This is a genomic window from Paenibacillus sp. FSL R7-0652 (assembly GCF_038595045.1).
Lineage (GTDB): Bacteria > Bacillota > Bacilli > Paenibacillales > Paenibacillaceae > Paenibacillus.
On record NZ_CP152001.1, the window covers coordinates 5,942,217 to 5,966,231 of the forward strand.

Consider the following 24,015-nt stretch of genomic DNA (forward strand, 5'->3'; position numbering starts at 1 on the left):
AATGTAGATTTAACGCCATATTTCGTGATATTTCGCTATTTTCGAGCAAAATATCAGATTTCACCGAATCACATATCCGGCACTTGATGATGTATTTAACCGTTTTGGGGGTGGTTTAATCTTGCAGACTACTTTCGCATAACAATAGCCCTATGGATATTATCTCCAAGGGCTATTGCTAGAATAATTTAAAAGTGCCTGGTAATAACTTGCTACTACAAAGTTTTAACAACTTATGGCATTAACTTTGTTTTATTCTGCTTGATACGATTCAATCACTGCTTTTCCATCCTGGTACATGGCGATTTTAGCCGCGATGACCTTCGTTCCATCTTCCAGCAGGGTAATGCGGTACGGGATTGTTTTGTCCCCGTTCTTTTTCACCTTAGCCCAGTCTGTGGAGTTCAGGACACTTCCGGAAATGGAGACCTTCCCGTCTACCACTTGAATCGCATCTGTGTTGAAGGACACATCATACTTGTTATCGATATATGTTTTGACTTCTGCCAGAGTACTTGGAACCTCTACTTCATTATCCAACAAGCCTTTAGCCAAGAACTTTGCTTCAGCCGCAGTTACACGTGCAACGTCTAATGTCGTTAAGCCGTCAGCCGGTGCAGCCAGGTGCCACTGAGCATATACGGTTGCATCTTGAGCAATTACAGTCGTATTGTCTACCGCCGCTCCACTTCCATCTGCTTTGGTGTTCCAGCCTGCAAACGCATATCCAGCACGCTCTGGGTTAGCCGGCAGTGTTAACGTTTTGCCCTCTTCAACCTTTACCGCTTCTGGAGCTGTTCCTTCAGCACCATTCAGGTCAAAACCCACTGTATACTCTACTGCTTCTTCGGCTTGATACGATTCAATCACTGCTTTTCCATCCTGGTACATGGCGATTTTAGCCGCGATGACCTTTGTTCCATCTTCCAGCAGGGTAATGCGGTACGGGATTGTTTTGTCCCCGTTCTTTTTCACCTTAGCCCAGTCTGTTGAGTTCAGGACACTTCCAGAAATGGAGATTTTCCCGTCTACCACTTGAATCGCAGTTTCGTTGAAGGACACTTTATACTTTTCGTTGATATACGTTTTGACTTGTTCCAAGGTGCTCGGGGTTTCAACTCCATTGCCATCTACCAAGCCTTTAGCCAAGAACTTCGCTCCAGCTGCTGTCACATTAGCAACGCTTAATGTCTTTTTGCCATCCACTGGTGCAGCCAGGTACCACTGTGCATATACCGTTGTATTTTGCCCAATCGCAGTTGTAGTACTTACTGCTGTTCCACTTCCATCTGCTTTGGTGTTCCAGCCGGCAAACGCATATCCAGCACGTTCTGGGTTAGCCGGCAGTGCTGGGGCTTTGCCCGCTTCTACAGTTACTGCACTTGGAGCTGTACCTTCAGCGCCGTTCAAGTTAAAGGTTAGTGTATATTTCACGGTCGGTTGGTTATCTCCTCCACCTGTTGAGCCACCACCTGAGCTTCCGCTAGATGATCCACCTGAAGAAGATCCTCCGCTTGGAGCAGTCGCCGTAGTTGATGGAGTGTTGACGATATAATTAGCTTTTTGCTCTCCATCAACGTTGCTCGGTCTTACGTCAAATACAGAGTTTTGTGAACCCGGGTTCAGCGTAACTGTTGTAATATTAGTGGCACCCAAAATTTTTGAAATTGCATTCAATACAACATTTACTACCTGTGCTCCAGCGTTAATTTGAATCGTGTTATTGGCTGCGGCAGCATCCACTTTAACGTCTTGAATCGATCCACGCTGCAGCTGCACAGTCACGGACGCACTGAATACATCAAGATCATCGAATTTACCGTTCAACTGCACTTTTGCATTTGCTGGCAGTTCTTTTGCCAATTCAACATCAGTAAATCCTTCGCCTTGCAGTTCATTTTCTTCCAATTTGGCAGAAGATTGAACAACCACTTTTTGTGCTGTTGTCGTACCTTCAGCGACCAGACGAACGGTACCATCTTTTTTATTAACCAGAACGTTAACGAGTACGGAATCTACGAAATGAATAGAGTTTTCTCCGCCACCCTCGACATTTGTAGTACCATGGACTTTTACATTTTTAATGGTAACATCGCCGCTGCCAATTCCTGATGCGAGCATTAAGTTACCTTTAATTTCATAGTTTTGAAGAGTCACGCCAGCGACATTGATAATTACATCACCGTTCACAACTTTGGTTTCTTGTGTGCTTCCATAAGTTCCTGGTGTATCGATGCTTACCGTTTCTTTGAGAGTCGTGCGATTGTTCAGGGCAGAATCAATCAGGACAACAGCTTCAGCACGAGTCAGCTGCTTTTGAGCTTGGAACGTGCCATCCGGATATCCCTTCATGATCCCCTTACTAATTACTGCTGCAATACTTCCCTTACTCCAAGCAGGAATTTTACCTGCATCTTTGAATTGATTAACTATTTCAGAGTTACTTGTGTCCAGACCAAGAATGCTGGATACCATGCTCGCTGCTTCCTGACGACTTACATTGGAAGTAGGTTTAAACGTATTATCCGAATAACCTTTAACATAGCCAGCTCCGAGCGCTTTAGCTACGTCATTATAAGCCCAGTTGGAAGCAGACAAGTCTTTGAAATCAGCAGATGCTGTTTCAGAAAATTCAAATAACCGATTCACCAATACGATGAACTCGGCACGTGTAATCGCGCTATTTGGTTTAACGGAACCATCCTGATAACCTTTCAGATTCCCGTTTGCAATCCAGCTATCCATCTGCTGCTCCGCCCAGTGTCCTTTAACATCATTTACAGACTGTGCAGATACAGCACCCATTGAAGATAATGCCATACTTAAGCTCAATGCGCTAACAACTGCCCCACGAAGTTTTTTCTTTTTACTCATGTTGTCCTCCTAAAGTCTTATGTATTACTCTCAGATAATCGGCAATGCTCTGTTAGAAGATTGAACTCAATCTAACATCTAAGATGTATGGGTCTAATTATCTAGCAAGGTAGTAATAATATACCATATAATGAGAGGAATATTCTACTATTTATTTGCTCTTCAATGATAGTTTAGGAAGAAGATTGGAATCTTCTCCAGTACAACTCGATTTTTACACTTTCAATCCAATTAGATAGCTTAAAACTCGTATTATTTAACCTATAATCCCACAAAAAAGGTAACGGTTGACTTTAATTTATAAACTAAAGACAACAAAAAAAGACCCCGGATGACCGGAGTCTGATGCTAGCGATAATTCAATTTGGTAACCATCTAACCATATATGTAGGTCGGATTGTCCGGATGATTATAATTTGATTACGTTAGCGGCTTGAGGTCCACGTGCGCCTTCGACGATGTCGAATTCTACGGATTGACCTTCTTCCAAAGTTTTGAAGCCTTCGGATTGAATTGCGGAGAAGTGTACGAATACGTCGCCGCCGTCTTCAGTCTCAATGAAACCGTAACCTTTTTCTGCGTTGAACCATTTTACTTTACCTTGCATGCACTAACATTCCCTTCGTCATCAAATGAAGTGAAGCCCTGGCCAAGACCCTAGCCCACAATTCAGATGATATCACCTAAACTTATCCATTGTCAATTGGTAAAGAAAATGTTTTATTGGTATTTTTTGTAGATTAATTGAGGAATTTGAGGAATATGCAGGGTTTTTGTAGAATGAAATTTATAAATAAATTTTTTTGAAGAAACATCCAATTAAAGTATATCCGTTCAGTGACATCAACAAATCTTCAGCAGCATGATGGTAACATTTTGAATCTAGTGTTATCCGGTGAATTTAAAGTCTCATTAATAGAAGATGATTAGGCATTACAATTAGATAATGTTTATTATATAAAATACCCTTCTATACCACCAAGATAACTAGTCAAGGCGTACATAGAAGGGCTGAATGGTTGTTATTTCTTTTTGTCCATTAAAAAACTGTCAGGAGCATAATTCGTCTCATACGCATTACGCTGCGTTTTTGCCTGCCCGCGCTTATGCAGCCAGTCCTGAGCTTCGAGACGAAGGACATTCATACGAGCTATGATCTCATAATCGTGACCTAAGAGTTCTTCGATTTTATTCTTCTCTTCCGCACTAGGAGGTTGTTCGGCAAAAAGCTCCACAAGCCCGTTAACAATCAACTGACGCTCTTCAACGAAAGCTTCAAGCTGCTCATAATTCATCTCATATAATTCACTCATCATCGTACTTGTCAATTCATGCAGTTGATGTAAATACGTTTGTTTATCCATGGGCGCTTTCGGCCGAAACAGAGGATGTCTGCTGTCCCGCAGCAATTTTAGATGCCTCCAACCACGTTTCACGAAGTTCTGTCAGATAACCGACTGCCTCCTGAGCCTTGGATGCATCTTTACGAATGTTCGCTTCCACAAGCAAATAGTTTGTATATTCATACAATGAATTCAGGTTTTTAGATATGTCATACGAACGATCCAACGTACTCATCAGCTCACTAATAATCGTCTGAGCTTTACCCAAATTCAGACTTGTTTTTTCATTATCATTTTGAGCTAAACCTTCGATAGCCGTCTTCACAAAACGAATGGCACCGTCATACAACATAATAACTAATTGCGCCGGATTAGAAGTCTGAACTGACGATTGACGGTATTTATCATATGGAGATGTAATCAAATGTCTCACCCTTTATATAAGTTTCTTATCTTCCCATACTGGAAAAAAGACTGGACGACTGTGACTGCATTTTATTCATCGCTGCTTCCATTGCAGCAAACTGTCTATAATACCGATCTTCTGTCCTTTGCAGGTTCGTCTGCATCATCAGAATTCGGTTATTATACTCTTTCATCTTACGACCCATGATGTTCTCATCACGAAATGCGCTGGTAACATCAGTTGTATATCTATTCGTACCTGCACGCTGATAAATTTTTTCGATTGCATTTCCTACTTTATCAGCTAGCTTATTAAACAACCCTTCTTTTGGAGCGTTAGCAGGACCTTGGAACAGATCCAATGCAAGTTGAGGATTTTCACTGATCATATTTTTTAATTTGATCTCATTCTCAATAACTAACTTACCATTTTCGGCATAGTTCCCAGTAGTAATTCCAAGTGTACTTAAAGGACCAAGCTTGTCTGTAATCACTTGACGCATTTCAGATAGAACCGATTTAATAATATCATCATTTTTAAGCAAGCCGCTCTTTGCTTTTTCAGTCCAGGTATTTATTTCTGTTTCTTTAAGTTCTTTCTTCTGCTCGTCAGTCAGTGGTTTAAAGTCCCGGTACTTAGTTTCATCTACCTTGGAATTTAGAGCTTTAATTAATGTGTTGTAATCTTCAATAAAAGATTTGATAGATTCCAAGGCTTTATCAGGATCGGTTTGATTCTTAATGACAGCAGGATTATCTACATTATCTGCTCCCTTAGTAAGCCCTTGAAGAGTAAACTGCACTCCATTAAGGGTAAATGTGTTGCTCTTCATATTTTGCAAGTCTTCACCATTCACATTAACCTTTGCATCCTGCCCTTGGGTAGTGGTAAGTTGACCATCCACATCCGTATATGGCTTAGCTCCTTTAAACAAACTCAAAAATCCATAGGAGCCTCCGCTCATCTTAAGCTCTTTGCCTGGAACTGCAGTGATTGTAAGTTTACCGTCAACGAAACTAGCTTTTGCATTAGCATCAGGAGTGCCAGTCATATTCGTATCAGCATTGATACTGTTCACAACATCTGATATTTTATCGGTTTCACTGAAATTAAATGTTTTTCCATTTAAAACAAAGCTGTATGTCTTCGCAGGGTCTCCAGGCTCTGGGTCCTTGCCCCCATTGAGCTTATATAAATCAGCTAAGGTTTTATCATCTGTAACCCCTGATCCCACACCGTTAGTTTCAATAACTGTCTTTTTAGAAAAAAGAGCTAGGATGGAGTTGCCTCCACTTGGCGTCTCCACTGTTATTTTGCTATCGTCCCCACCTGTTTTGGATGCAATGGACAGCTTACCTGTAATTTCGTCATAACTGGCAATCGCATTGGCCTGAGCATTAGAGTTAATAGTAGATACGAGCGTAGAGATCGATGTCATTCCATTAAATAATGATTTGCCGTCTTTATCGGTAAAACTAACCCCATTTATTTTAATATCAAAACCTTTTTGCAAATATTTTTCCAGATCAACAGCGCTCATTCTGTTAATGTCTACACCTTCCAAAGCCGCTAACGATGTAGAACCGCTTACTCCCTGCCCAAGTCCAGATGTGGATGCCGTTGCACTTTTGGCCAGTTGAGTGACACTTACCTTCATCTCTACTCCACTAGCCGCTGCGGTTGCCTCTGCTTTTACCGCATCTGTATTTCCCGAAACAATGGCTTTATTAGCATTCAATGCTGTAGAGTTTCCATATTTAGTGATCAATTTGTTTGATCTAAAATCATAGAGCTTACTGCTCAGCTCCCGGTAACTTTCCCGCTGCCACTGCAGCAGCTGCTTCTCTTGATTAATTTTATCCAAAGGCGCCCGCTTGGTTGCCATCATACTCTTAACCATACTTTCAATGTCCATACCTGAGAATCCATTCACTCGTGTTACCATTATTCCACCCCCACAATCCTATATTTTCTCGTCAATAATAATCCCTGCAATTTCCATCATCTTGGCTACCAAATCTAACGTTTTCTCAGGAGGAACTTCCCGGATTAATTCTCCTGTATCCTTATTTAGAACTTTGACCATAATTTCATGTGTTTTCTCATGGATGCTGATATCCAAAGTCGTCTGCGGACCTTGTAAAGCCTTAACAGCCCGATCAATATTGCGAATCAACTGCTCTTCCCCTATGGACAGATGTATACCTTGTTTTTCCTTGTTATACGCTTCCTTGGCTGTCTTAATGCTAGCTGTTTCTGGTCCCGCTTGAGAAGCGCTTGCCGGGTTCTGTGCCTCAATCCCAGCATTCGTTACGGATGAGGCGGCAGATAAAGAAAATTGAATGTTCACCCTTGAACGACCTCCACCATGTTTGGCATTTATAGTATATATCGGTTAGACAGAGCTCTAGTTTTAGGGAATATGTAAAATCAATAAAAAAACCTTGGATCAATGATCCAAGGTTTAATGTTGATCTTGTTAAAATTAACGAAGCAATTGCAGAACGCCTTGCGGCTGTTGGTTTGCTTGTGCCAACATAGCTTGAGCTGCTTGAGCCAAGATGTTGTTTTTTGTTTGCTGCATCATTTCTTTCGCCATGTCAACGTCACGGATACGGGATTCAGCAGCTGTCAGGTTCTCAGATGCAGTTCCCAAGTTGTTGATTGTGTGTTCCAGACGGTTTTGAGTAGCACCCAGTTTAGAACGTTCGCTGGATACGAGAGCAGTTGCTTTATCCAGTACTGCGATTGCAGCAGCTGCGCCTTCTTTAGTGGAGATGTTCAGGGCAGCTTCACCTTTAACATCGTTTGTTCCATCAGTTACAGTGTTATCTTTCGTGAAGCCAGCATCGCCAGCTTTACCAGTGATCCCCAGAGCTTTGGAACGCATGTCATTAATAGACAAACTCATGGATTGACCTGTGTTAGCACCGATTTGGAAGGAAGTTTCGAAAGCTTTTTGAACACCACCGTCTTTAATCTCGATGTTGTTGCCTTCTTCTCCACCTTTAGAAGCTGTAATCGTAAGAACTCCCGCAGCAGCGGTGAATTTAACACCTTCAATTTTACTTCCTACAGTATCAGCGATCGCTTTGGCAATTGCTTCACCTTTGTCACCTGCATCTGCTGCAAGAGCAGTATCGATAGCTACACCGATACCTTTACCTTTGTAAGCTCCTTCACTTGCATTGTAGAACTCAATTTGTTGGTCTCCAACAGTGAAGCCTTTACCAACCATAGCTTTAAGAGCTGCATCATCAGTACCTGCTGCAAAAGTTACTGTGCTTGACGCTGCTACTGATGCAGTTGAAGTTCCAGCATTGGTGCTACCAGCAGTGTTGGTTACAGCACCACCACCACCCGTAGCTGTTCCTGCTGAAATGCTACCAGCTGCGCCTTCAAATTTACCATCTTTAACAGCCTCAATAACAACATTTGCACCAGATGATTTAACTGTATAATTGCCTTTTAAGACTTCATTGTTATCAATCATTGCCTGAAGGGCAGTTGCTGTTGCTGTTGCTTGCTTGCCAGCAGCTTGTACACCATTGATACCAACCGTAGCATCAGTTGCAGTGACAGTTGCATCTTGTAACTTAGCATCAGTTGTAGTGACAGTTGTATCTGCAGCAAACGTAACTTTCAAAGTCTGACCATTAATAGTATATGCAAGAGTATTAGTATCAGCGAATACAGTAGTAACCGCATCAGTTCTTTTCGCTTCAACTGTAGATGCAGCTGCTCCATTAGCAAGTTTAGCGTCTGCGACAACACCAGTTTTATCCAAGTTTGCTTTTCCATCACCTTGCAGCAACTTTTGAGTATTGAACTCAGTTGTGTTACCGATCCGGTTGATTTCGGAAGTCAGAGCGTTCATTTCATCTTGCAATGCTTGACGATCAGAATCAGTGTTTGTTCCGTTAGCGGATTGGTTAGCAATCTCGCGTTGACGCTGCAGGATGGAGTGAGTTTCGTTCAAAGCACCCTCAGCTGTTTGAATCAAAGAGATACCGTCTTGAGCGTTACGGGAAGCTTGGTCCAAACCACGGATTTGACCGCGCATTTTTTCGGAAATTGCGAGACCAGCAGCATCGTCACCAGCACGGTTGATGCGAAGACCGGAAGACAATTTTTCGATGTTTTTATTAGTGTTACCAGTGTTGATGGACAATTGGCGGTGAGTGTTCAACGCCGGTACGTTATGGTTGATAATCATTGAGTGTTTCCTCCCTGAAATAAGTTAGTTCCACATCCTTGTGGTAAACGCCGCGACATTAAGGTCGGCCGCCCTGCCGAAGCAGCGTCTAAATTATATATCGACGGGAGGTTAGCAACTCTTTATAGCAAATTGGAATATTTTTTATTCTTTTTTTACTCCATTATTTCTTAATCGTTCCATAAACGCTTCAATGTTAGCAGCCAAAGGTGCAGCCGACTCTCGGTTGGCCTCTTGAATGGATGCATAGATTTCCTGGCGAAATATATCAATGTGCTTGGGTGCGGCTATACCAATTCTTACGGTATCTCCCTCGACCGCAAGTACTGTAACTTCGATATGATCTTGAATAACGATAGATTCGCCCTTTTTCCGCGATAAAACCAGCATGTTATACTCCACCCTTCACGGTTTCCGTTTTTTCTTCTTCCGCCCAGATGAGATGGCGTGTGTCATATTGCGAATGATGGAGCACAACTTGTTTACCCAAACCTAGATCTGGATTCAGTACAATGGGTGCAAGGAGATTCATTGTTGATTTATTAGCCTGTGAATGGATGGTAACCAGAGAGAATACAGAAACTTGCTCTTCAATCTGCAGTTCCTCCTTATCCACTTCACCTAACTCAAAACTATATTCAGGAGCAAACGTAAACGGACTTACCAATAAGAACGATAGCTCTTTCTCACGAATGGATTGTAAATAACTGAATGGTGTATCTTCCCAGGGAATCAAGGCAAACCGTGTTTCATCCTCGAAACCCGGTAATCCTTTGGGAAATTGATAAATATCCTTCTCCTGTACCTCTACTTCTCCCCACATACTTGTCTGAATATAAATAATAAACGCCTCCTTGGCAGTGATTTTATACAAAAAGAGCCATAGAGGGCTGCGTCCGAGACCGTCTATAGCTCATATTATAACTTATAACACCATATCGATGGCTGGCGGAGTATATTGAATCGATGCATACTGCTGAACATGAATGTCTAACTTACCTCTCTGGTAATCAATCTCCGGCTTATGTACGATGACATTCACCTCCGAAACGGCTGGATCAAAGCTGATATCCGGAGGTCGTGTGTTTATACGAATGTCTACGTTATCATAAGAAGCAGAGGTTCTTATCTCCGGAAACGCCTGAGCTTTCCAATTTGTTCCCACAATGTCAGCAATCGTGTTTCCAGGCTTATGGATAGCTGCCAACTGATTTCCCTGCTCCACACGCGCCGCTATATTCTGCATTAAATTTTGTTGAATGCCTGAATATATCCGCGCATTCATATCGATCATATTACCTCCATTATATGCAGAGAAGGCTTGACGTTGGTCTACATGCAGCTCAATTGGATGACTCTGCACAGTCAACTTCGAAGGTTTCGTCTGAAGCTGCACTTCAGCCTTAGGTTGACGAATGGAATACTGTCCCGGGTCTGCATCTATGCTGAGCAGCGAAGGTGTTGTCTGAATCTGTACGACAGGGGGAATCCTCATATTAAGCTCCTCCTATTATCTTAAGAAGTCCACTAAGGAAGGAGAAATAATTTTGGCCCCTGTGGAAAGAGAAGCATTATAGATATTTTCCTGTATTTTCGATTTCATTGCCAGTTCGGCATAATCAGCATCTTCAACTTTGGCTTGAAGGTCAGTTAAGTTGATATTAAGATCATCCAGACGACCCATCATCAAATCTACCCGGTTCGTTTTGGCTCCAATCTCGGAACGGATCGCCAGCATTTTATTCATTCGGGTATCTATATTATCAAGCTGCTTGCTTAACTCTTCTGTATCTCCTTGAGTTAAAGCCTTCATAATATTGTTCACGGTCACAAACAGGTTATCTTCTTCCGATTCATTACCAAAAACCTCATTCCCATTAACGTTAATAGGAAGCTGCACACTATCACCGACAATAAAATTAATTCTACCACTGTCCGTTTTGATAGAAGCCGCACCGGAAGTGTCTAAAGACCCATCAGGATTAGAAGGAAATACATATGGCTGAAGATCGTATGTCTCGCCATTAAAGATATACTTTCCATTCAACTTGCTGTTGGCAATATCAACGAGCTGCTCTTTAAGTTCCTTAACCTCTTCATTGATACTATCGAGTGCAGATTGAGGATTAGTACCAGTCGAACCCTGTACAGTCAATTCACGTATTCGCTGAACAACGCTCCCTGCTTGATTCATTACAGTATCATTGAACTCCAGCCACGAAATTGCGCTGTCTACGTTCTTCTGATACTGCTCATTGGAGGACAACTCAGCCCGATAACGGAGGGAGTACGTGATGCCTACCGGATCGTCTGAGGGTTTGTTGATTTTACGTCCTGTTGCCAGTTGTGTCTGCGTATTGTTCATCTGCTGTGCATTACGGTTCAAGTTCAGCAGCAGCTGAGAACTAAGCATGTTATTCGTAATTCTCATGATCTGTCATGTCACTCCCTTCGATTATCTGCCTACCATACCGGTAGAGTTAATTAATTTATCGAGCAGTTGATCATAAGTGGTCATAAAACGTGCAGATGCACTGTAAGCATGCTGGAATTTGATCATATTGCCCATCTCTTCGTCCAGTGATACACCGCTGACCGATTGCCGACGGGTATCTACCTGCTGTACCAAAAATTCGGTGTTGGATGTCTGACGTGCTGCTTCCTGAGATTGAACACCCAGCTGCCCTACGATGGCACTGAATTGTGCCCCGATCGTTGCATTACGCAATCCATCCGCTGATTTCATTGGGGTATCTTTCAAGTTTGCGAGCAAAAGAGCCAAGGTGTTATTCCCTTTGATTACCGTTTCCGTTCCAGATGCATCTGTCGTACGAAGCGAAGTTGCAATCTTGTTCGGATCAGCCAATATGGCCGCATTCAAGGAAATGTTGCCTGCTGTAATTGCGGTTCCACCACCAGCTGCCGTAAAGAACGGCAAACCTCCCGTGTTGGTTCCATCCATACTGTATCCGAGCTGATGTAATCCGTTCAGACCTTTTACAGTAACTTTCAAATCAGTAGTCAGTTTCCGTGCATCTCCGTTGTATTGAACACCATCCAGGAAGGTATTCTCAGGCAGTACAGAACCTGCAGGTATAGTGATCTCAATATCCCCATTAGCCAATGTATTAGCTAACTCGTCCATTTGTTTGCGATAATCGCTCACCAATGTATCTCGGGACTTGATCATACCGTGAACCTCACCGTTAGTGAGCGTTCCCGCTGTATAAGCAGCATTCAAAAATGCTGGATCGACCACAGCTTGTACGGCTCCACCAGCCACAAGTCCTTGTCCATTCATCTGAACCTGATAACCCTGTGGTGTATCCGTAACGGTAATATTCATAATTTTGGACAGCTTGTCTGCCATCAAGTCACGTTGGTCACGCAGATCGTTGGCGTTATCGCCAAGGGATTCAACCTTCACGATTGCACTGTTCAGGTTTGCAATGTTACCCAAATATCCCTGAATTTCATTGCTTTTCACCGCAATGTTGCTGTCCAAATCATGCCCCAATGCATCCAATTGACGGCTAATCTGGTTCATTGCGTCCGTAAGTGCGAGTGTCGTTTCTTTAACAATCCGGCGTGCAGTTACGTCCTCCGGGTTTTTGCTCAGATCGGACCAGGATTTATAGAAGTTATCCATCACCGTCCGAAAACCGGTCTCCGATGGCTCGTTAACGATAGCTTCCAGCTTTTCGAGTGTATCTCGCTGAATGGACCAACTCCCGAAGTTGGTATTTTCATTACGATACTGATCGTCCAGAAACTTCTCGCGAATCCGGGTAATGGAGTCGAACTCCACCCCTGTTCCGAGCTGGCCTGGTGTTGTGCTGTGCAGAAATGCAAACGGCTCCATCGGAATGGATGCCTGCATGTTTACTCGCTGGCGTGAGTACCCTTCCGTGTTGGCATTGGCTACGTTATGACCTGTTGTGCTAAGAGCGGTCGTCTGTGCGAACAAACTGCGTTTAGCCGTTTCGATTGAATGAAATGTAGATGTCACCTGGTTTCCCCCTATTTAATCAGGCACGCGTGTCAAACAGACCGATTCGCCCTGGATTGCCGTGCTTATCAGCAGGATGCTGATAAGTTGCATCCTGTTCCGGCCTCGAAGCAAACATGTCCATCGATAGATCAATAAACATTAACGATTGCTCGATCAGCTTTTGATTAAGTTGATTGATATCTTTCAATTCCTGTAAAGTTCCCCCCAGCTTCTTCTGGATCTCAAACAATCGCTGCTTATCAGCCGGGTCAAAGATCAGCTTGGAAATCTCGGTAATATTCAGGTTCAGCATCGATTTGATGCCGCGCTCCTGAAGCAGTTCGTGAACAGCATGCATTCGCTCCGTCTCCAGCGGCTCCTGCTGTTTCATAAACTTGGATTCCTTATTCATGATAGCAATAAGCTGGTCCACATCATTTTGGACGATAACCTCTCGTTTGACCTGACTGAGTGCCAGCATATCACGGTGACTTTGCTCCATCTGCTGTAAAACTGCAATTAATCTGTCCAGTGCTGCCATTACATCATCACCTATTCCTTATCAAAAGACTTAAAATACGGCAGCAGCTTGTCGGCAAGCTTACCGCTGTCTACCTGGTACGTTCCCGAACTGACTTGATCTTTCAGTTCCTGAATCCGCTGCAGCCGTCCTGCATCCTGCGTACGTCCTTGTTCTTCAAGCATCTTCATCGCCTCCGGAGAAATGGATACCTCATCCTTGCGGCGGCTTTTCTTGGTTTCAGCCTGCTGATTGGATTCAACATTCCTCTGATATGAATTGATGGCTCCAATTCGACTCGGTTCATTGATTTTCATTCGATATGCACTTCCTTTCAGATATAATGGGATGATTTACGTTTTTCTTTCTTTATCTTTATGTGGTTAAAAATGAGTAGGATAATAAAAAAAACCGATAATCTTTAATAAGTTTATCGGTACGTTCCAAAACATTTGTTATAGCATTATTCGTATTTAAGACCACGTTCCTATTAATCCCGTAGTTTGTCGACAGCATTGTAGGTTCGTCCGCCTAATTGGTTGTTCTCCTTCTGACCTACTTCACGAGCAGCGCTGGCCAAGTCTTTGGTTAACCGGGTACGGCAGGAATCGCACATATGACCTTCCCGAATCAGCATTCCGCACACTTCACAAGGATACATCATATTCGGGGCGTTTTCGATGGAAATACGTCCCTCCCGAATAAACTTGGTGATCGTCTTGATTGAGACTTCTGTCGCATCGGACAACTGCTGTATGTTAGCGCCCTTATTCTCGCGCAGATATTCTACACAGATCTGGTATTCCTGCTCCATCTCCTTGATACAGTTCGAGCATACATCACGAAAATTCAATGCATACAGTCTGCCGCAGCGAGGACAATTCCCTAGATTCATCGCTAAAACTCCCCTCTCAAACTCCCTTTTCCGAGCATCTAATACCTATAGATTACCTTATATTCTCATATGAAGTCCATATATTATTTGCGAATATCAAATGCAGCAGATTGCGTATATACGCAATCGATTTCAAAATCCAAACCCTACAATTGGACAAGGTTATCTTGTCTTAAACTATATTTTTGCGAAAATATTTTCCTCCTCCACGCTGTTGGATTAATAAAAGCAGCAGCAGATTAGGAACGAGCTAACGTTAAGGTGTAAATTTCTACTGGAATACCTGCGCAGCCCGCTGCCTGTAGAATAACGTGTCCGCACGCATCCAATGTACTGCCTGTCGTGTATATGTCATCGATTAAGAGTAATTGTACAGGTTTGCTGCGGTTAATCGGGTGGTTTGATGAATCAAGATCGGGGACCCTGCCATTCTTCGCAAGAAACTTCAGATTGTTCTCCTGTTCGTTTAAATGTTTCTGAGTATGAGTATTCTGGCGGCCTTGATTGTTCCACAGTTCTTCAATACGACGTATTCCTCCGAGCTTGATGGAAAATGCGTGCTTCATCGTTTCGAAGCGCTCAGCGCGAGATTTGAAGCTCTGCTTGGCGGTGTTGATCTGACGCTGCAGCAGATCAACGACGGGCAGACGAGCGGCGGCGGCAAGCCCGGCTGCCAGCTGCTCCGCCTGATTAAAGCCGCGCTCGGCCAAGCGCTCGCCGCTCACGGGAATATACGTGACCGCATCCGGACGCCATGGCGGCTTACGGGTTTCTTTTTCATACAGCCTCGTCAGTTCTTCACTCATTGCCTGAAAGCTCTGAATCAGCAGTGCCGTCAGCAGCGGGGCATAGCGCTCATGGCCTCGGAATTTGTACATACTAATCCATTCCTTCATTAGATCGTTGTACTGTACGGCGCTTCGATTGCAGATGAAGGAGCGGTGCTGCATATGCGGGCGTACACAGTCCGGGCATCCCACGCCGCGCCCACAGCGCTGACATCGGATCACACCAATCCATGGAATCTGCTTCACACAGCGCGGACATATCCCCGGATAACGTGAGGACAAGACTGCACGGGTCCCGCAAGTCAGACAGGATGATCCGGGCGGGCCAAGCAGTTGGTGAAGATGTCCGGTCAGATGCTGGACACGTTCAAAAACCTGGGAGATGTAATTAAGCATGATGCGTTTCTCCTTTCTTAATGCTGCAGACATTGCACAGCTGAGGTTATGTAGTAACTGCTAAGTGAGGAACTGTAATCGTTCTGACTGGCAACGGATACAGGCGGGAATGATCGATCGTTCGTACAAAAAAGTTCTTTTCTTTTATAGCGAGTACGATCAGACGAAGAACCATACAGCAAGTGTAATTAGACTCAGCCGTATTGGAACGATGTAACGGTGGTTATTTAGTCCCTGGCGGATGCAGGTAACCTTTGCGGCGAGCTATCGTATTCATTTTGCGAATCTGGCTTACGGCTTTGACTTGAGCACGTGTGCGGCGGAATGCAGCGAATATGACACGGCCTGCGGGATCATCTTTGGAGCGTCCTGCCCGGCCTGCCATCTGTACGAGAGAAGCCTCGTCGAACAGTCCGTTATCTGCATCCAGAATAAACACATCGCTGCGCGGAATCGTCACGCCGCGCTCCAGAATCGTGGTGGTGACGAGCAGACGAATGGAGCGTTCCCGAAAAGCGATAACTTTGGCGGCCCGCTCCGCGTCCTGCGAAGATGTTCCCTCAATTGAGATTTTCGGGAAGGTGCGTCTCATCAGGTTCACAAACGCCTCGATCTGGGCGATGCGTGTTACAAAAACAAACACCTGTGCATCACGCTGTAATGAAGCTCTAATGCTGCTTACAATGGCGGCTGGAAGCTGTCTGCGCTTGATGCACTGAGCGACAGTAGGCATGCTGATCAGTTTCGGTACAGGTAGCGGATGCCGATGGAATCGCACCGGCACTTTGGCATGCGCAAGTTTCCCCTGAGCGGCTTCCCGCTGTAACCGGGTCGGCGGCGTAGCGGATAAATAGATGAAATTGCCGTCCGGTCTACAGCACGACGCAGCCGCATGAGCCAGCATGGGATCGTTATGGTAAGGAAAGGCATCAAGCTCATCGATGATCACCAGATCAAACCCCTGATAAAAACGCATAAGCTGGTGTGTGGTCGCCAGCGTGAGCTGTGCGTCTTTCCAGCGCTCCGAACTCCCGCCATAGAGCGTGGCGAGCGAGGTGTCCGGGAAAGCTTTGGCAAGGCGCGGAGCCAGCTCCAGCACGACATCCCGGCGCGGTGTAGCGACCAGTGCTCGTCCTCCTTGATCCAGAGTATGCTGGATCAGTGGGAAGATCATCTCGGTCTTGCCGGCCCCGGTCACGGCCCAGAGCAAGAACCGCCCCGGCCCATCCCCTGCGGGCGGCCGGGCCAAAAACGCGAGCGCCGCGCCTGCTGCCGCGCGCTGCGCTGCGCTCAGCCCCCACCGGGCGAGTCCGCCGCCGGTGGGGGCCAGGGCCGTGCCCCGCGGTGCTTCGCCGCGTGCGGGCACGGCCCCCTGCGCTCGCACTGCGCGGCCGGCGGCCGCACAGGCACGGCGCGCGCCCCAGCGCGAGGCAGGCCTCGCAGTAGGCGCACGCCGCCAGGCCGCAGGCAGCGCAGGACACGCGCTGCCTGGCTTCGCTGCCACAGCGGTGGCAGCGGGGCGCGCTTCGCGCGCGGCCGAGCCACGCGAGCCGGCGGCGCGGGGCAGGCCCTTCGAGGGCGGCTGTCAGCTGCAGCCGCCCATGCAGGCACGCGAGCTGCGCAGCCGCGTGCCAGCCCCCTGGCGGCATGGCGGGCTCCGCCGCCAGCAGCGCCTCAGCTTCGGCCGCCAGCAATTGGCGGCTGTGCATGCGCTCAGACAGCAGAGCTGCGCACTGCTCCAGCTGAGCCCAATGCTCGGCGGGATAGGGCTCCGGCATTCCGCCCACGCGATCTGCTCGCGCAGCTCCAGTTCCGCTTACATCCTCGCTCTTTCCTTGATATTCATTTCCGCCCCCAATTCCATTCGTATCTTCATTCCTATTCGGACTTGCCGTTCTTCCTTCACTCCGACTGAATCTCGTCCTTCCTCTTCGTCCTTTATCGCCTCTTTCACTTCTATTCCAATTCCCCGCTCCACCCTGCTCTGCCAACGTTTTTCTAGCCTCGGTCTCACCCGAAGCCTGCTCGTATAAGCCCAGCTTCGCATCCATGTAACTCTCCCATGCTTCCCTCCGCCACTGATCCATGCCGCGCAATTCCACAAACTGATCCATCAACCACGAAGCCTGACTTAACGGCAGCTGCATACTTAATACATGCCACTGCTGGACAAGCTGTCCACTTACACCCCCAAGCCACCACATCACATCCACCCGAATGTCGATTGACATTACCATGCGCCACTCCCCACCTGTCCTGCACACATATAACGCAGCCTGCATCGCTCTAATTCCTCCCTTGTTCATATCTAGAAACGCAAAAAAAAGCACATCCTAACCGGCATCTTCGCCGGAGCATGTGCTTCATGTCCATTGTTCGTTGTACGTTTCATCATTATACTTCTGTCCTAAGTGTAACGATATTAATAGTCCAGCATAATTCACTATTTTCCAACCCAAATCCGCGGTAACTGGTTTGGACCTGATTCCATATAGATCGCTTCTCCCGGCTGCAGTACCTGTCCATTCACTTCGAACGTAAACGTCGTTTCGGGCGAAGTACCATACACATCGGGAACATTGTCTTCTTGCATATACAAGTCTATTCCATCCAAATTTAAATCATGATCCATCTGATCGTTAACACCACACTTGATCACTTCGTTTATACCAAGACCATCTTCTGATGAATGAAACAGTTCAACCTTACTAGATGGGGTTCCTTCGGCAGCTGCTCGATTAATACCTAAGGGCAGTACACAAGCCAACAATACCAACAGCAGCAATCCTCGTATATGTACCGGGTTCATCTTATATTCCCTTTCCTGAACCTTTTCTCGTAAAAAATAATTCGTTTTGCACAGCGCTTTCTATCATCCTGAAATATGCATAAAAAATCCATATAAAGCAATTATATGGTCCATTCTCCTCACGGTCAATATTACCTCACCGCGTCTTACGATGCGCTCTCAAAAAATTGGAACTTTTCATTTGTATATGCGCAACTTTTTCCAGTTTTCTCAGTCTATACTTTTAAGTTAAGACTTCTGACTTCAAAAGGCTTGTGCAATTGTCATGCGAAGCGATAAATCCAGTCTTTAACCATAGATTGCAATAAAACCCATATTCAATTTAAAGGCAGACTTGGCTACAATTACAAAAAAAAGACTACAGCATCATGCTGTAATCTTTTCCATAATGAATCGCATATCAACATCTGCATCATAGAATTAAATAACACTTACCTGCATCCAGCTTCATCGCTGGATTTGCGCAGATCAATGAGGCGATAGCCGTCACTGGACTGCACGGCATGTTCAAGTTCTGCTGGCACAGCAGGCAGGTAGGACAGCTCCATGCCCTGTCTTTGCATCATCTTCTCAATAATCGTAATGGTCTCCGTCTGTTGATGATCGGCAACCACCGTTAAGGAGAAGCTCTTCCCACGATATAATAATTCCAGGCAAAGTGCTCGAATAATGCCTTCAATCCGTCCTGCCTGATTGGAAGGAATAAGCAGAATCTGCTCGAAGCCTTCGGACTCCGGGCGGGAAGTATGGCGCTGGTGCATAAGATGAACGGCCATTGCCGCCAGGAAGTATATAAGCAGAATCATAGTCAAATGAGCAACCATGGCAACTGCACCTCCTCGGAAGGTCATGTTCACCCATGGCGAACATCCCTGTATACAGCAGTATATGCTGCATAATCCGAAGGGTTACAGCAAGCCATCCGTCAGCGCTCGCTTTGAACCGATGTTCAGCACACCCTGGCACTTTGTTCATTTGCAGTGATAAAGTCCATCAACCCGCAAACCAATCCAGCTGCTGGAAAGGGTGCGAGTGAACACATTGAACCTGATTAAAACAATTAGAGCGTAACCCAGCCGTATTTGATGGAGTTAATAACAGCTTGTGTACGGTCATCCACTTCCATCTTCTGCAGAATGCTGCTGACATGGTTTTTAACTGTTTTTTCACTGATGAACAAAAACTCACCAATCATTTTATTGCTCTTACCCTCAGCCATCAAACGCAGCACCTCAGCTTCACGGCGTGTCAGCGGGTTATTATCGCCAGCGACGAATTTAACGCCCGCTTCCTTCGAAGTTCCCTCGCTCATTGCACCTGTCTCATTAAGATACGTCATCCGGCGAAGCTGCATAATCAGTTTGCCAGTAACTTTAGGATGAATAAATGCATGCCCTTCATGAACCGAACGAATCGCGTTGATCAGAGACTCTGCTTCCATATCCTTCAGCAGATATCCGTTTGCTCCTTTACGGAGTGTTTCGAATACATAGCTTTCATCATCATGAATAGACAAAATAATAACCTTCACATCCGGGAACAGCTCGCGCAGCTTCTCGGTCGCTTCAACCCCGTTCTCTACAGGCATATTGATGTCCATCAGAACGATGTCCGGTTTCTCCTGGTTACAGAATTCGAGCACCTGAATGCCATCGCCGCACTCGCCGATGACCTCAATGTCGTCCTCCATATTTAGAATGCGTTTCAATCCTTCTCGGAACAGCTGATGATCATCAGCCAAAAGAACTTTAATTGATGTTTTTCCAGTATCACGGTTTTCCATCCTGCTACTCCTTTCCCTTATCCACGTTTGTCGGGATATGAATGACTATTTTGGTTCCCTGATTCTCTGCGGATTCAATCTCTATTCTTCCTTCTAACAGTTCAACCCGTTCTCTCATCCCGATCAGACCGAAGTGGTTGTGATCCTTGCTTTTCTTGGCAAGAAGCTCCGGTTTGAACCCAAGCCCATTGTCCTGAACCACAATCTTGACGAGCTGAGCCTGGTATGTAATTTCTACGACAACATACGTGGGATAAGCATGCTTGGCAGCATTAGACAGACCTTCCTGCACGAGACGATAGATTGCAGCCTCCATTGCAGAAGAGAGACGATGTTCCTTGCCTCTTGTTTCAAAAAGCGACCGGATTTTTGTTTTTACTTCAAAATCCTGCACATACTTGCGAAGCGTTGGGATCAATCCCAGATCATCCAGTGCCATAGGACGCAGATTAAAAATAACTTTTCTCATTTCTTCAAGACTGGAACGAACCTGGCCTTTCAAATCTACTATTTCGGCCTGGACCATCTTAAAATCCTGCTTAATGAGCATTCTTTCTACAATTTCCGTCCTAAGCACTAGATTGGCAAGCATCTGCGCAGGCCCGTCATGAATCTCACGAGCAATACGTTTCCGCTCTTCCTCCTGGGCCAGAATAATTTTCAAACCAATCATTTGTCGATTCTTGGCAGACTCGATAATCCGGGTCACTTGACCCAGCTCGCCTGACAAGTATTCTAGCACAACACCCATCTGCGAACCAATGGTCTCGGCACGCTCCACAGAAGCCTCCACATTTTTGGCACGCTTCTGCAGATCATCCCGGCGGGCCTTTAGATACATTTCCTTCTCACGATAAATCATCAGATCCAGCTGCAGCTGTGTCGCTTTTTCATATGCCTGCTTGATATCATGCTCCGAATAACGGACAAAGTCGCGGCTAACTTCCGTCAGCCGGATTCGGGAACGGCGGTAATTCAGCTCCAATTGATCTACTTTCTCGATCGTTTCCGCCGTTTCCTTCAGCACCGACTTCAACTCCTCGTTGAGTGTTTTCAGCTCATCGCGAGTAGAGTCCATGATTTCGAACATTTGATATTTGCTGTTTTCCATGACTTGTATGGCGTTTTTTATGACGCGGTCTATGGCATCGGCTTGTAAATCCACGTTTGTTCGACTCCATTTCTATCGTTTCCGGTATATATCATACCATATCACGATGAGATGGTAACGGTCTTCGTGTTCTGTTCCCATTTTACAGACAGCCCGAGCTGCTCGGAAACGAGTCGGAGAGGGACTAAAGTCCTACCACCACTTACGTATGGTGCAACAGATGCGCTCTGTCTTTTACCATTCAGAACATATTCTTTCTGACCTACCACCAGATCGATCAGCTTGCTGCCGCGAAGGACAGTAATTCGTTGATTTTTGCTGTCCCAGCCCGCCTGTCCGCCAAAAGCGTCCAGCACGTGCTTGATCGGCACATACGTCGTTCCATTTTTGATAACCGGTGCGGCATCGATTGTTTTATTCGTTCCATTCACCTTCATGGACTTCTGTCCAAGCACAAGTGAAGCTGTACCTGTAGGCAGCCCAACTTCGCTGGATTTGGAAGGCATTGTGAAGGCAATGTTATCAAACGCAACCGTCCCTGTCATTGCACGCTCATCCTGTCCATCTTCCACGTTAACTACGTATACACGCTTCAGCTTAGCAGGATATGCCATGTTCAGTCCATTCAGGTCTACGCTGACCTTCTTCCATCCATTCCAGTCAATCGCTTTGGCCAGATCGGCATATACCGTTTTGCCTTTAGCATCCGTGAATTCTGCACGGAGCCAGTTCAAGCTCTTGTCACCCATCACATCCATCGACATGGATGTAGCTGCTGCAGATACATCTCTGCCTGCTGAACCATTCAGTTGGGCATAAGCATACATTTTACCCGTTCCACCTGTCATATCGTAGCTGAGCTGCAGCACTTTGGAGCCAGCCTTATCTCCGGTTCCTGCCGTGACTGCTGCTGATCCGGTTACCCCGGCCGCATTCGTTGTGAAGTTAATCGGATAGTTCACGTTCTCAAAATTTTCCCAGATCGTTTCGCTGGCAGCCGCAGACAAGACTACAACCGTGCTGTAACCATCATAACGACCAATCGCATAACCAACCTGTGCTCCGTCATTAACAGACGATACCGTTAACTGGTCTCCTGACACTTTACCTTTAAATCCGACAAATTCCCAAGTCAGAGAGTCTGCTGGTACCGTTACGCTTTGTCCGCTCTTCGTCGTAGCCGTAACCGGGATCGAGACAGTTGTGCCCGGCTGGAGCGAGCCCAGACCTGATCCGGCTGTCAGAGAAGCCAGCTCACTGCCGCCCAATACCGTTACTTTAATGGAAGAGGAAGCACCGCTGCTTGTTGCCGTCAGCGTTACTGTACCCGGTTTCACTCCTTTGACCGTTCCATTGCTGACACTCACGATGCCGTTATTGCTGGATTTCCAGGTCAACGGAATATTGCCTGTAGCGATCGGGTTGTAGTAGGTGTCATACCCTTTCGCGGAGTATTTGCCTTCCTGACCTGCAAGCAGCGTTTGACTGCCGCTTACCGCGAAACCTTTCAGCTTGCCTTCAGGCGCCGTTGAGAACACGCCGAGTGTGTTGACCACTTGACGCTGCTCTGTACCGTACTCCGTATTAAAGGTCAGACTCGCCGCTTGTTCACCCAGCGGACGCGTAACCATCGTCGTGGATCCGCCGCCATCCAGATTCATGCCTTTCCATATGCCTATGCTTGTCATAAATGACTGCAGTTCGATCAAAGACATGCCGCTGCTGTTTCCGTTCTTCTCCGCTGCAATGATGTATACATAACGGCCATCCTGAGAGTATCCTACCGCTGTTCTGGCACGAACCCCCCCAATGCCGGAAGAAGCAATATTGCGAGAGAACGGAGTAGATTGGCCCCCGTTTACCAGAATGGTATGACCACCGATCATCATCTCCAGATTGCTTGGGTCAACCGTCTGGCCTGTCGTTTTGGCAACAAGCTTGTAGTCAGCTCCCAGGGTCTGCCCAACAGACAAATGGCTCATAACCCAGGCTGCCGCTGTCCCGTGCGAACGCAGAATGTAGCCGTCCTTCGGCACAGTCATATTCAATGCTTTTTTATCCGAAATCTGCGTGATCACACCATTCTGTACAAGCACCTCCGTCGGCGTGGTGGAAGGATCATTCGGACGTTTGGTCGACGTCCATGCAGGTGTATAAATATACATGGAGTTGGCATGGCTGTATGTACCCGATCCCGTTTCAACCGTATAGTCCTCCTTATTTATCCCACGCAGAGCAAACGTTGAACCATCCTGTGCTTTCACGGTGCCGTCAAAGGAATATTCGTCGATCATCGGCTTGCCATCCTTGGTTACGGTCAGGGCATACATCCCCTTCAGCTCGGAAGGCGTGGACACTAAAACACCGTCAGAGACCTGCCCGCCAATTGGAGACAATTCCCCCGATACGTTAAAATAATCCCCGTTCACGGCAGCCACCGCGCCGTTTTCCTTCGCCATACTGCCTGTGCTCTGTTTGCTGTTTAATTTGCCGCCTTTACCTGTCATTACATCCAGCTTAACGTACGGATTTTGCAGATCCACCTGCACAACATCTGCGAGCACGTTCACCTTCGAACCTGAACGTGTTGTCGTATATCTGTATTTCATGAGCTTCGCACCCGAAGTCAGAATCTCTTCACTCAATTTGCTTGTATTCGTTGACGCCGCGGCCGCTGTAGATTGCCATGAAGTCCCTGACCACATCTGTCCGCCTGCACTCATTACAGGTGCGATCCAGATTACACCTGCCAGCGTTACAATTGCCCATTTTCTAGCCTTACTGTGCTTAACGTCTTCCAGCTGTTTCCCATGTTTCCCCAGCATGTTTGAAACGTCTCTCCCATCTTGTATATGAATCTTAGACATCCCACATATAATGCCA

21 protein-coding genes and 1 pseudogene are annotated in these 24,015 nt (G+C 46.1%); all 22 read right to left on the reverse strand.

Annotated elements, in window-relative coordinates:
* Positions 1-252 precede the first annotated feature (252 nt).
* On the reverse strand, positions 253-2,874 hold the full coding sequence (locus MKY97_RS25995; RefSeq protein WP_342553034.1) for an S-layer homology domain-containing protein: 2,622 nt from the start codon (positions 2,872-2,874) through the stop codon (positions 253-255).
* A gap of 409 nt (positions 2,875-3,283) precedes the next feature.
* A complete protein-coding gene (locus MKY97_RS26000) occupies positions 3,284-3,481 on the reverse strand; it encodes a cold shock domain-containing protein (protein ID WP_024631599.1) in 198 nt (65 codons plus the stop codon).
* Between the two features lie 415 nt (positions 3,482-3,896).
* Positions 3,897-4,238, reverse strand: coding sequence for a flagellar protein FliT (locus MKY97_RS26005; protein ID WP_342553035.1), 342 nt, complete (start codon positions 4,236-4,238; stop codon positions 3,897-3,899).
* Entirely contained in the window at positions 4,231-4,641 is a 411-nt protein-coding gene (gene fliS / locus MKY97_RS26010) for a flagellar export chaperone FliS (protein WP_342553036.1), read from the reverse strand. The genes MKY97_RS26005 and fliS overlap by 8 nt, the downstream gene beginning before the upstream one ends.
* A 25-nt stretch (positions 4,642-4,666) precedes the next feature.
* Positions 4,667-6,568 carry a flagellar filament capping protein FliD gene (gene fliD / locus MKY97_RS26015; RefSeq protein ID WP_342553037.1) on the reverse strand — a complete coding sequence of 634 codons (1,902 nt, stop codon included), beginning with the start codon at positions 6,566-6,568 and terminating at the stop codon, positions 4,667-4,669.
* A gap of 18 nt (positions 6,569-6,586) precedes the next feature.
* Positions 6,587-6,973, reverse strand: a complete 387-nt coding sequence (locus tag MKY97_RS26020) for a flagellar protein FlaG (RefSeq protein WP_342553038.1) — start codon at positions 6,971-6,973, stop codon at positions 6,587-6,589.
* Between the two features lie 135 nt (positions 6,974-7,108).
* Entirely contained in the window at positions 7,109-8,839 is a 1,731-nt protein-coding gene (locus MKY97_RS26025; protein WP_342553039.1) for a flagellin, read from the reverse strand.
* A gap of 144 nt (positions 8,840-8,983) precedes the next feature.
* Entirely contained in the window at positions 8,984-9,229 is a 246-nt protein-coding gene (gene csrA / locus MKY97_RS26030) for a carbon storage regulator CsrA (RefSeq protein ID WP_342553040.1), read from the reverse strand.
* A 1-nt stretch (position 9,230) separates the two neighbouring features.
* Positions 9,231-9,713: a flagellar assembly protein FliW gene (gene fliW / locus MKY97_RS26035; protein ID WP_342553041.1), complete on the reverse strand. Its 483-nt coding sequence runs from the start codon at positions 9,711-9,713 to the stop codon at positions 9,231-9,233.
* 51 nt (positions 9,714-9,764) lie between these two features.
* Entirely contained in the window at positions 9,765-10,334 is a 570-nt protein-coding gene (locus MKY97_RS26040; RefSeq protein ID WP_342553042.1) for a DUF6470 family protein, read from the reverse strand.
* A 15-nt stretch (positions 10,335-10,349) separates the two neighbouring features.
* Complete coding sequence (gene flgL / locus MKY97_RS26045) at positions 10,350-11,270, reverse strand: flagellar hook-associated protein FlgL (RefSeq protein ID WP_342553043.1); 921 nt, start codon at positions 11,268-11,270, stop codon at positions 10,350-10,352.
* Positions 11,271-11,294: 24 nt separating this feature from the next.
* Positions 11,295-12,848, reverse strand: coding sequence for a flagellar hook-associated protein FlgK (gene flgK, locus MKY97_RS26050; protein ID WP_342553044.1), 1,554 nt, complete (start codon positions 12,846-12,848; stop codon positions 11,295-11,297).
* A 19-nt stretch (positions 12,849-12,867) separates the two neighbouring features.
* Positions 12,868-13,371 (reverse strand): flagellar protein FlgN, encoded by a 504-nt coding sequence (locus MKY97_RS26055; RefSeq protein ID WP_342553045.1) that lies wholly within the window; start codon positions 13,369-13,371, stop codon positions 12,868-12,870.
* 11 nt (positions 13,372-13,382) lie between these two features.
* Entirely contained in the window at positions 13,383-13,667 is a 285-nt protein-coding gene (flgM, locus tag MKY97_RS26060; protein WP_342553046.1) for a flagellar biosynthesis anti-sigma factor FlgM, read from the reverse strand.
* A 173-nt stretch (positions 13,668-13,840) separates the two neighbouring features.
* Complete coding sequence (locus MKY97_RS26065) at positions 13,841-14,245, reverse strand: TIGR03826 family flagellar region protein (protein ID WP_342553047.1); 405 nt, start codon at positions 14,243-14,245, stop codon at positions 13,841-13,843.
* A 239-nt stretch (positions 14,246-14,484) separates the two neighbouring features.
* Positions 14,485-15,429, reverse strand: coding sequence for a ComF family protein (locus MKY97_RS26070; RefSeq protein WP_342553048.1), 945 nt, complete (start codon positions 15,427-15,429; stop codon positions 14,485-14,487).
* Between the two features lie 223 nt (positions 15,430-15,652).
* A pseudogene (locus MKY97_RS26075) lies at positions 15,653-17,711 on the reverse strand (helicase-related protein).
* Positions 17,712-17,872: 161 nt separating this feature from the next.
* On the reverse strand, positions 17,873-18,238 hold the full coding sequence (locus tag MKY97_RS26080) for a hypothetical protein (protein WP_342553049.1): 366 nt from the start codon (positions 18,236-18,238) through the stop codon (positions 17,873-17,875).
* A gap of 431 nt (positions 18,239-18,669) precedes the next feature.
* A complete protein-coding gene (locus tag MKY97_RS26085) occupies positions 18,670-19,062 on the reverse strand; it encodes a hypothetical protein (RefSeq protein ID WP_342553050.1) in 393 nt (130 codons plus the stop codon).
* A gap of 236 nt (positions 19,063-19,298) precedes the next feature.
* Positions 19,299-20,021: a response regulator transcription factor gene (locus MKY97_RS26090; RefSeq protein WP_342553051.1), complete on the reverse strand. Its 723-nt coding sequence runs from the start codon at positions 20,019-20,021 to the stop codon at positions 19,299-19,301.
* Positions 20,022-20,025: 4 nt separating this feature from the next.
* Positions 20,026-21,186, reverse strand: coding sequence for a sensor histidine kinase (locus MKY97_RS26095; protein WP_342553052.1), 1,161 nt, complete (start codon positions 21,184-21,186; stop codon positions 20,026-20,028).
* A 47-nt stretch (positions 21,187-21,233) separates the two neighbouring features.
* Positions 21,234-23,957 carry a stalk domain-containing protein gene (locus MKY97_RS26100; protein WP_342553053.1) on the reverse strand — a complete coding sequence of 908 codons (2,724 nt, stop codon included), beginning with the start codon at positions 23,955-23,957 and terminating at the stop codon, positions 21,234-21,236.
* Positions 23,958-24,015 lie beyond the last annotated feature (58 nt).

Excerpts from the sequence above, each read along its gene's own strand:
- MKY97_RS25995 (WP_342553034.1), bottom strand. The coding sequence starts at position 2,874 with ATGAGTAAAAAGAAAAAACTTCGTGGGGCAGTTGTTAGCGCATTGAGC.
- MKY97_RS26000 (WP_024631599.1), bottom strand. The coding sequence starts at position 3,481 with ATGCAAGGTAAAGTAAAATGGTTCAACGCAGAAAAAGGTTACGGTTTC.
- MKY97_RS26005 (WP_342553035.1), bottom strand. The coding sequence starts at position 4,238 with ATGGATAAACAAACGTATTTACATCAACTGCATGAATTGACAAGTACG.
- fliD (WP_342553037.1), bottom strand. The coding sequence starts at position 6,568 with ATGGTAACACGAGTGAATGGATTCTCAGGTATGGACATTGAAAGTATG.
- MKY97_RS26025 (WP_342553039.1), bottom strand. The coding sequence starts at position 8,839 with ATGATTATCAACCATAACGTACCGGCGTTGAACACTCACCGCCAATTG.
- csrA (WP_342553040.1), bottom strand. The coding sequence starts at position 9,229 with ATGCTGGTTTTATCGCGGAAAAAGGGCGAATCTATCGTTATTCAAGAT.
- MKY97_RS26040 (WP_342553042.1), bottom strand. The coding sequence starts at position 10,334 with ATGAGGATTCCCCCTGTCGTACAGATTCAGACAACACCTTCGCTGCTC.
- flgL (WP_342553043.1), bottom strand. The coding sequence starts at position 11,270 with ATGAGAATTACGAATAACATGCTTAGTTCTCAGCTGCTGCTGAACTTG.
- MKY97_RS26055 (WP_342553045.1), bottom strand. The coding sequence starts at position 13,371 with ATGGCAGCACTGGACAGATTAATTGCAGTTTTACAGCAGATGGAGCAA.
- flgM (WP_342553046.1), bottom strand. The coding sequence starts at position 13,667 with ATGAAAATCAATGAACCGAGTCGAATTGGAGCCATCAATTCATATCAG.
- MKY97_RS26065 (WP_342553047.1), bottom strand. The coding sequence starts at position 14,245 with ATGAATCTAGGGAATTGTCCTCGCTGCGGCAGACTGTATGCATTGAAT.
- MKY97_RS26070 (WP_342553048.1), bottom strand. The coding sequence starts at position 15,429 with ATGCTTAATTACATCTCCCAGGTTTTTGAACGTGTCCAGCATCTGACC.
- MKY97_RS26080 (WP_342553049.1), bottom strand. The coding sequence starts at position 18,238 with ATGAACCCGGTACATATACGAGGATTGCTGCTGTTGGTATTGTTGGCT.
- MKY97_RS26085 (WP_342553050.1), bottom strand. The coding sequence starts at position 19,062 with ATGGTTGCTCATTTGACTATGATTCTGCTTATATACTTCCTGGCGGCA.
- MKY97_RS26090 (WP_342553051.1), bottom strand. The coding sequence starts at position 20,021 with ATGGAAAACCGTGATACTGGAAAAACATCAATTAAAGTTCTTTTGGCT.
- MKY97_RS26100 (WP_342553053.1), bottom strand. The coding sequence starts at position 23,957 with ATGCTGGGGAAACATGGGAAACAGCTGGAAGACGTTAAGCACAGTAAG.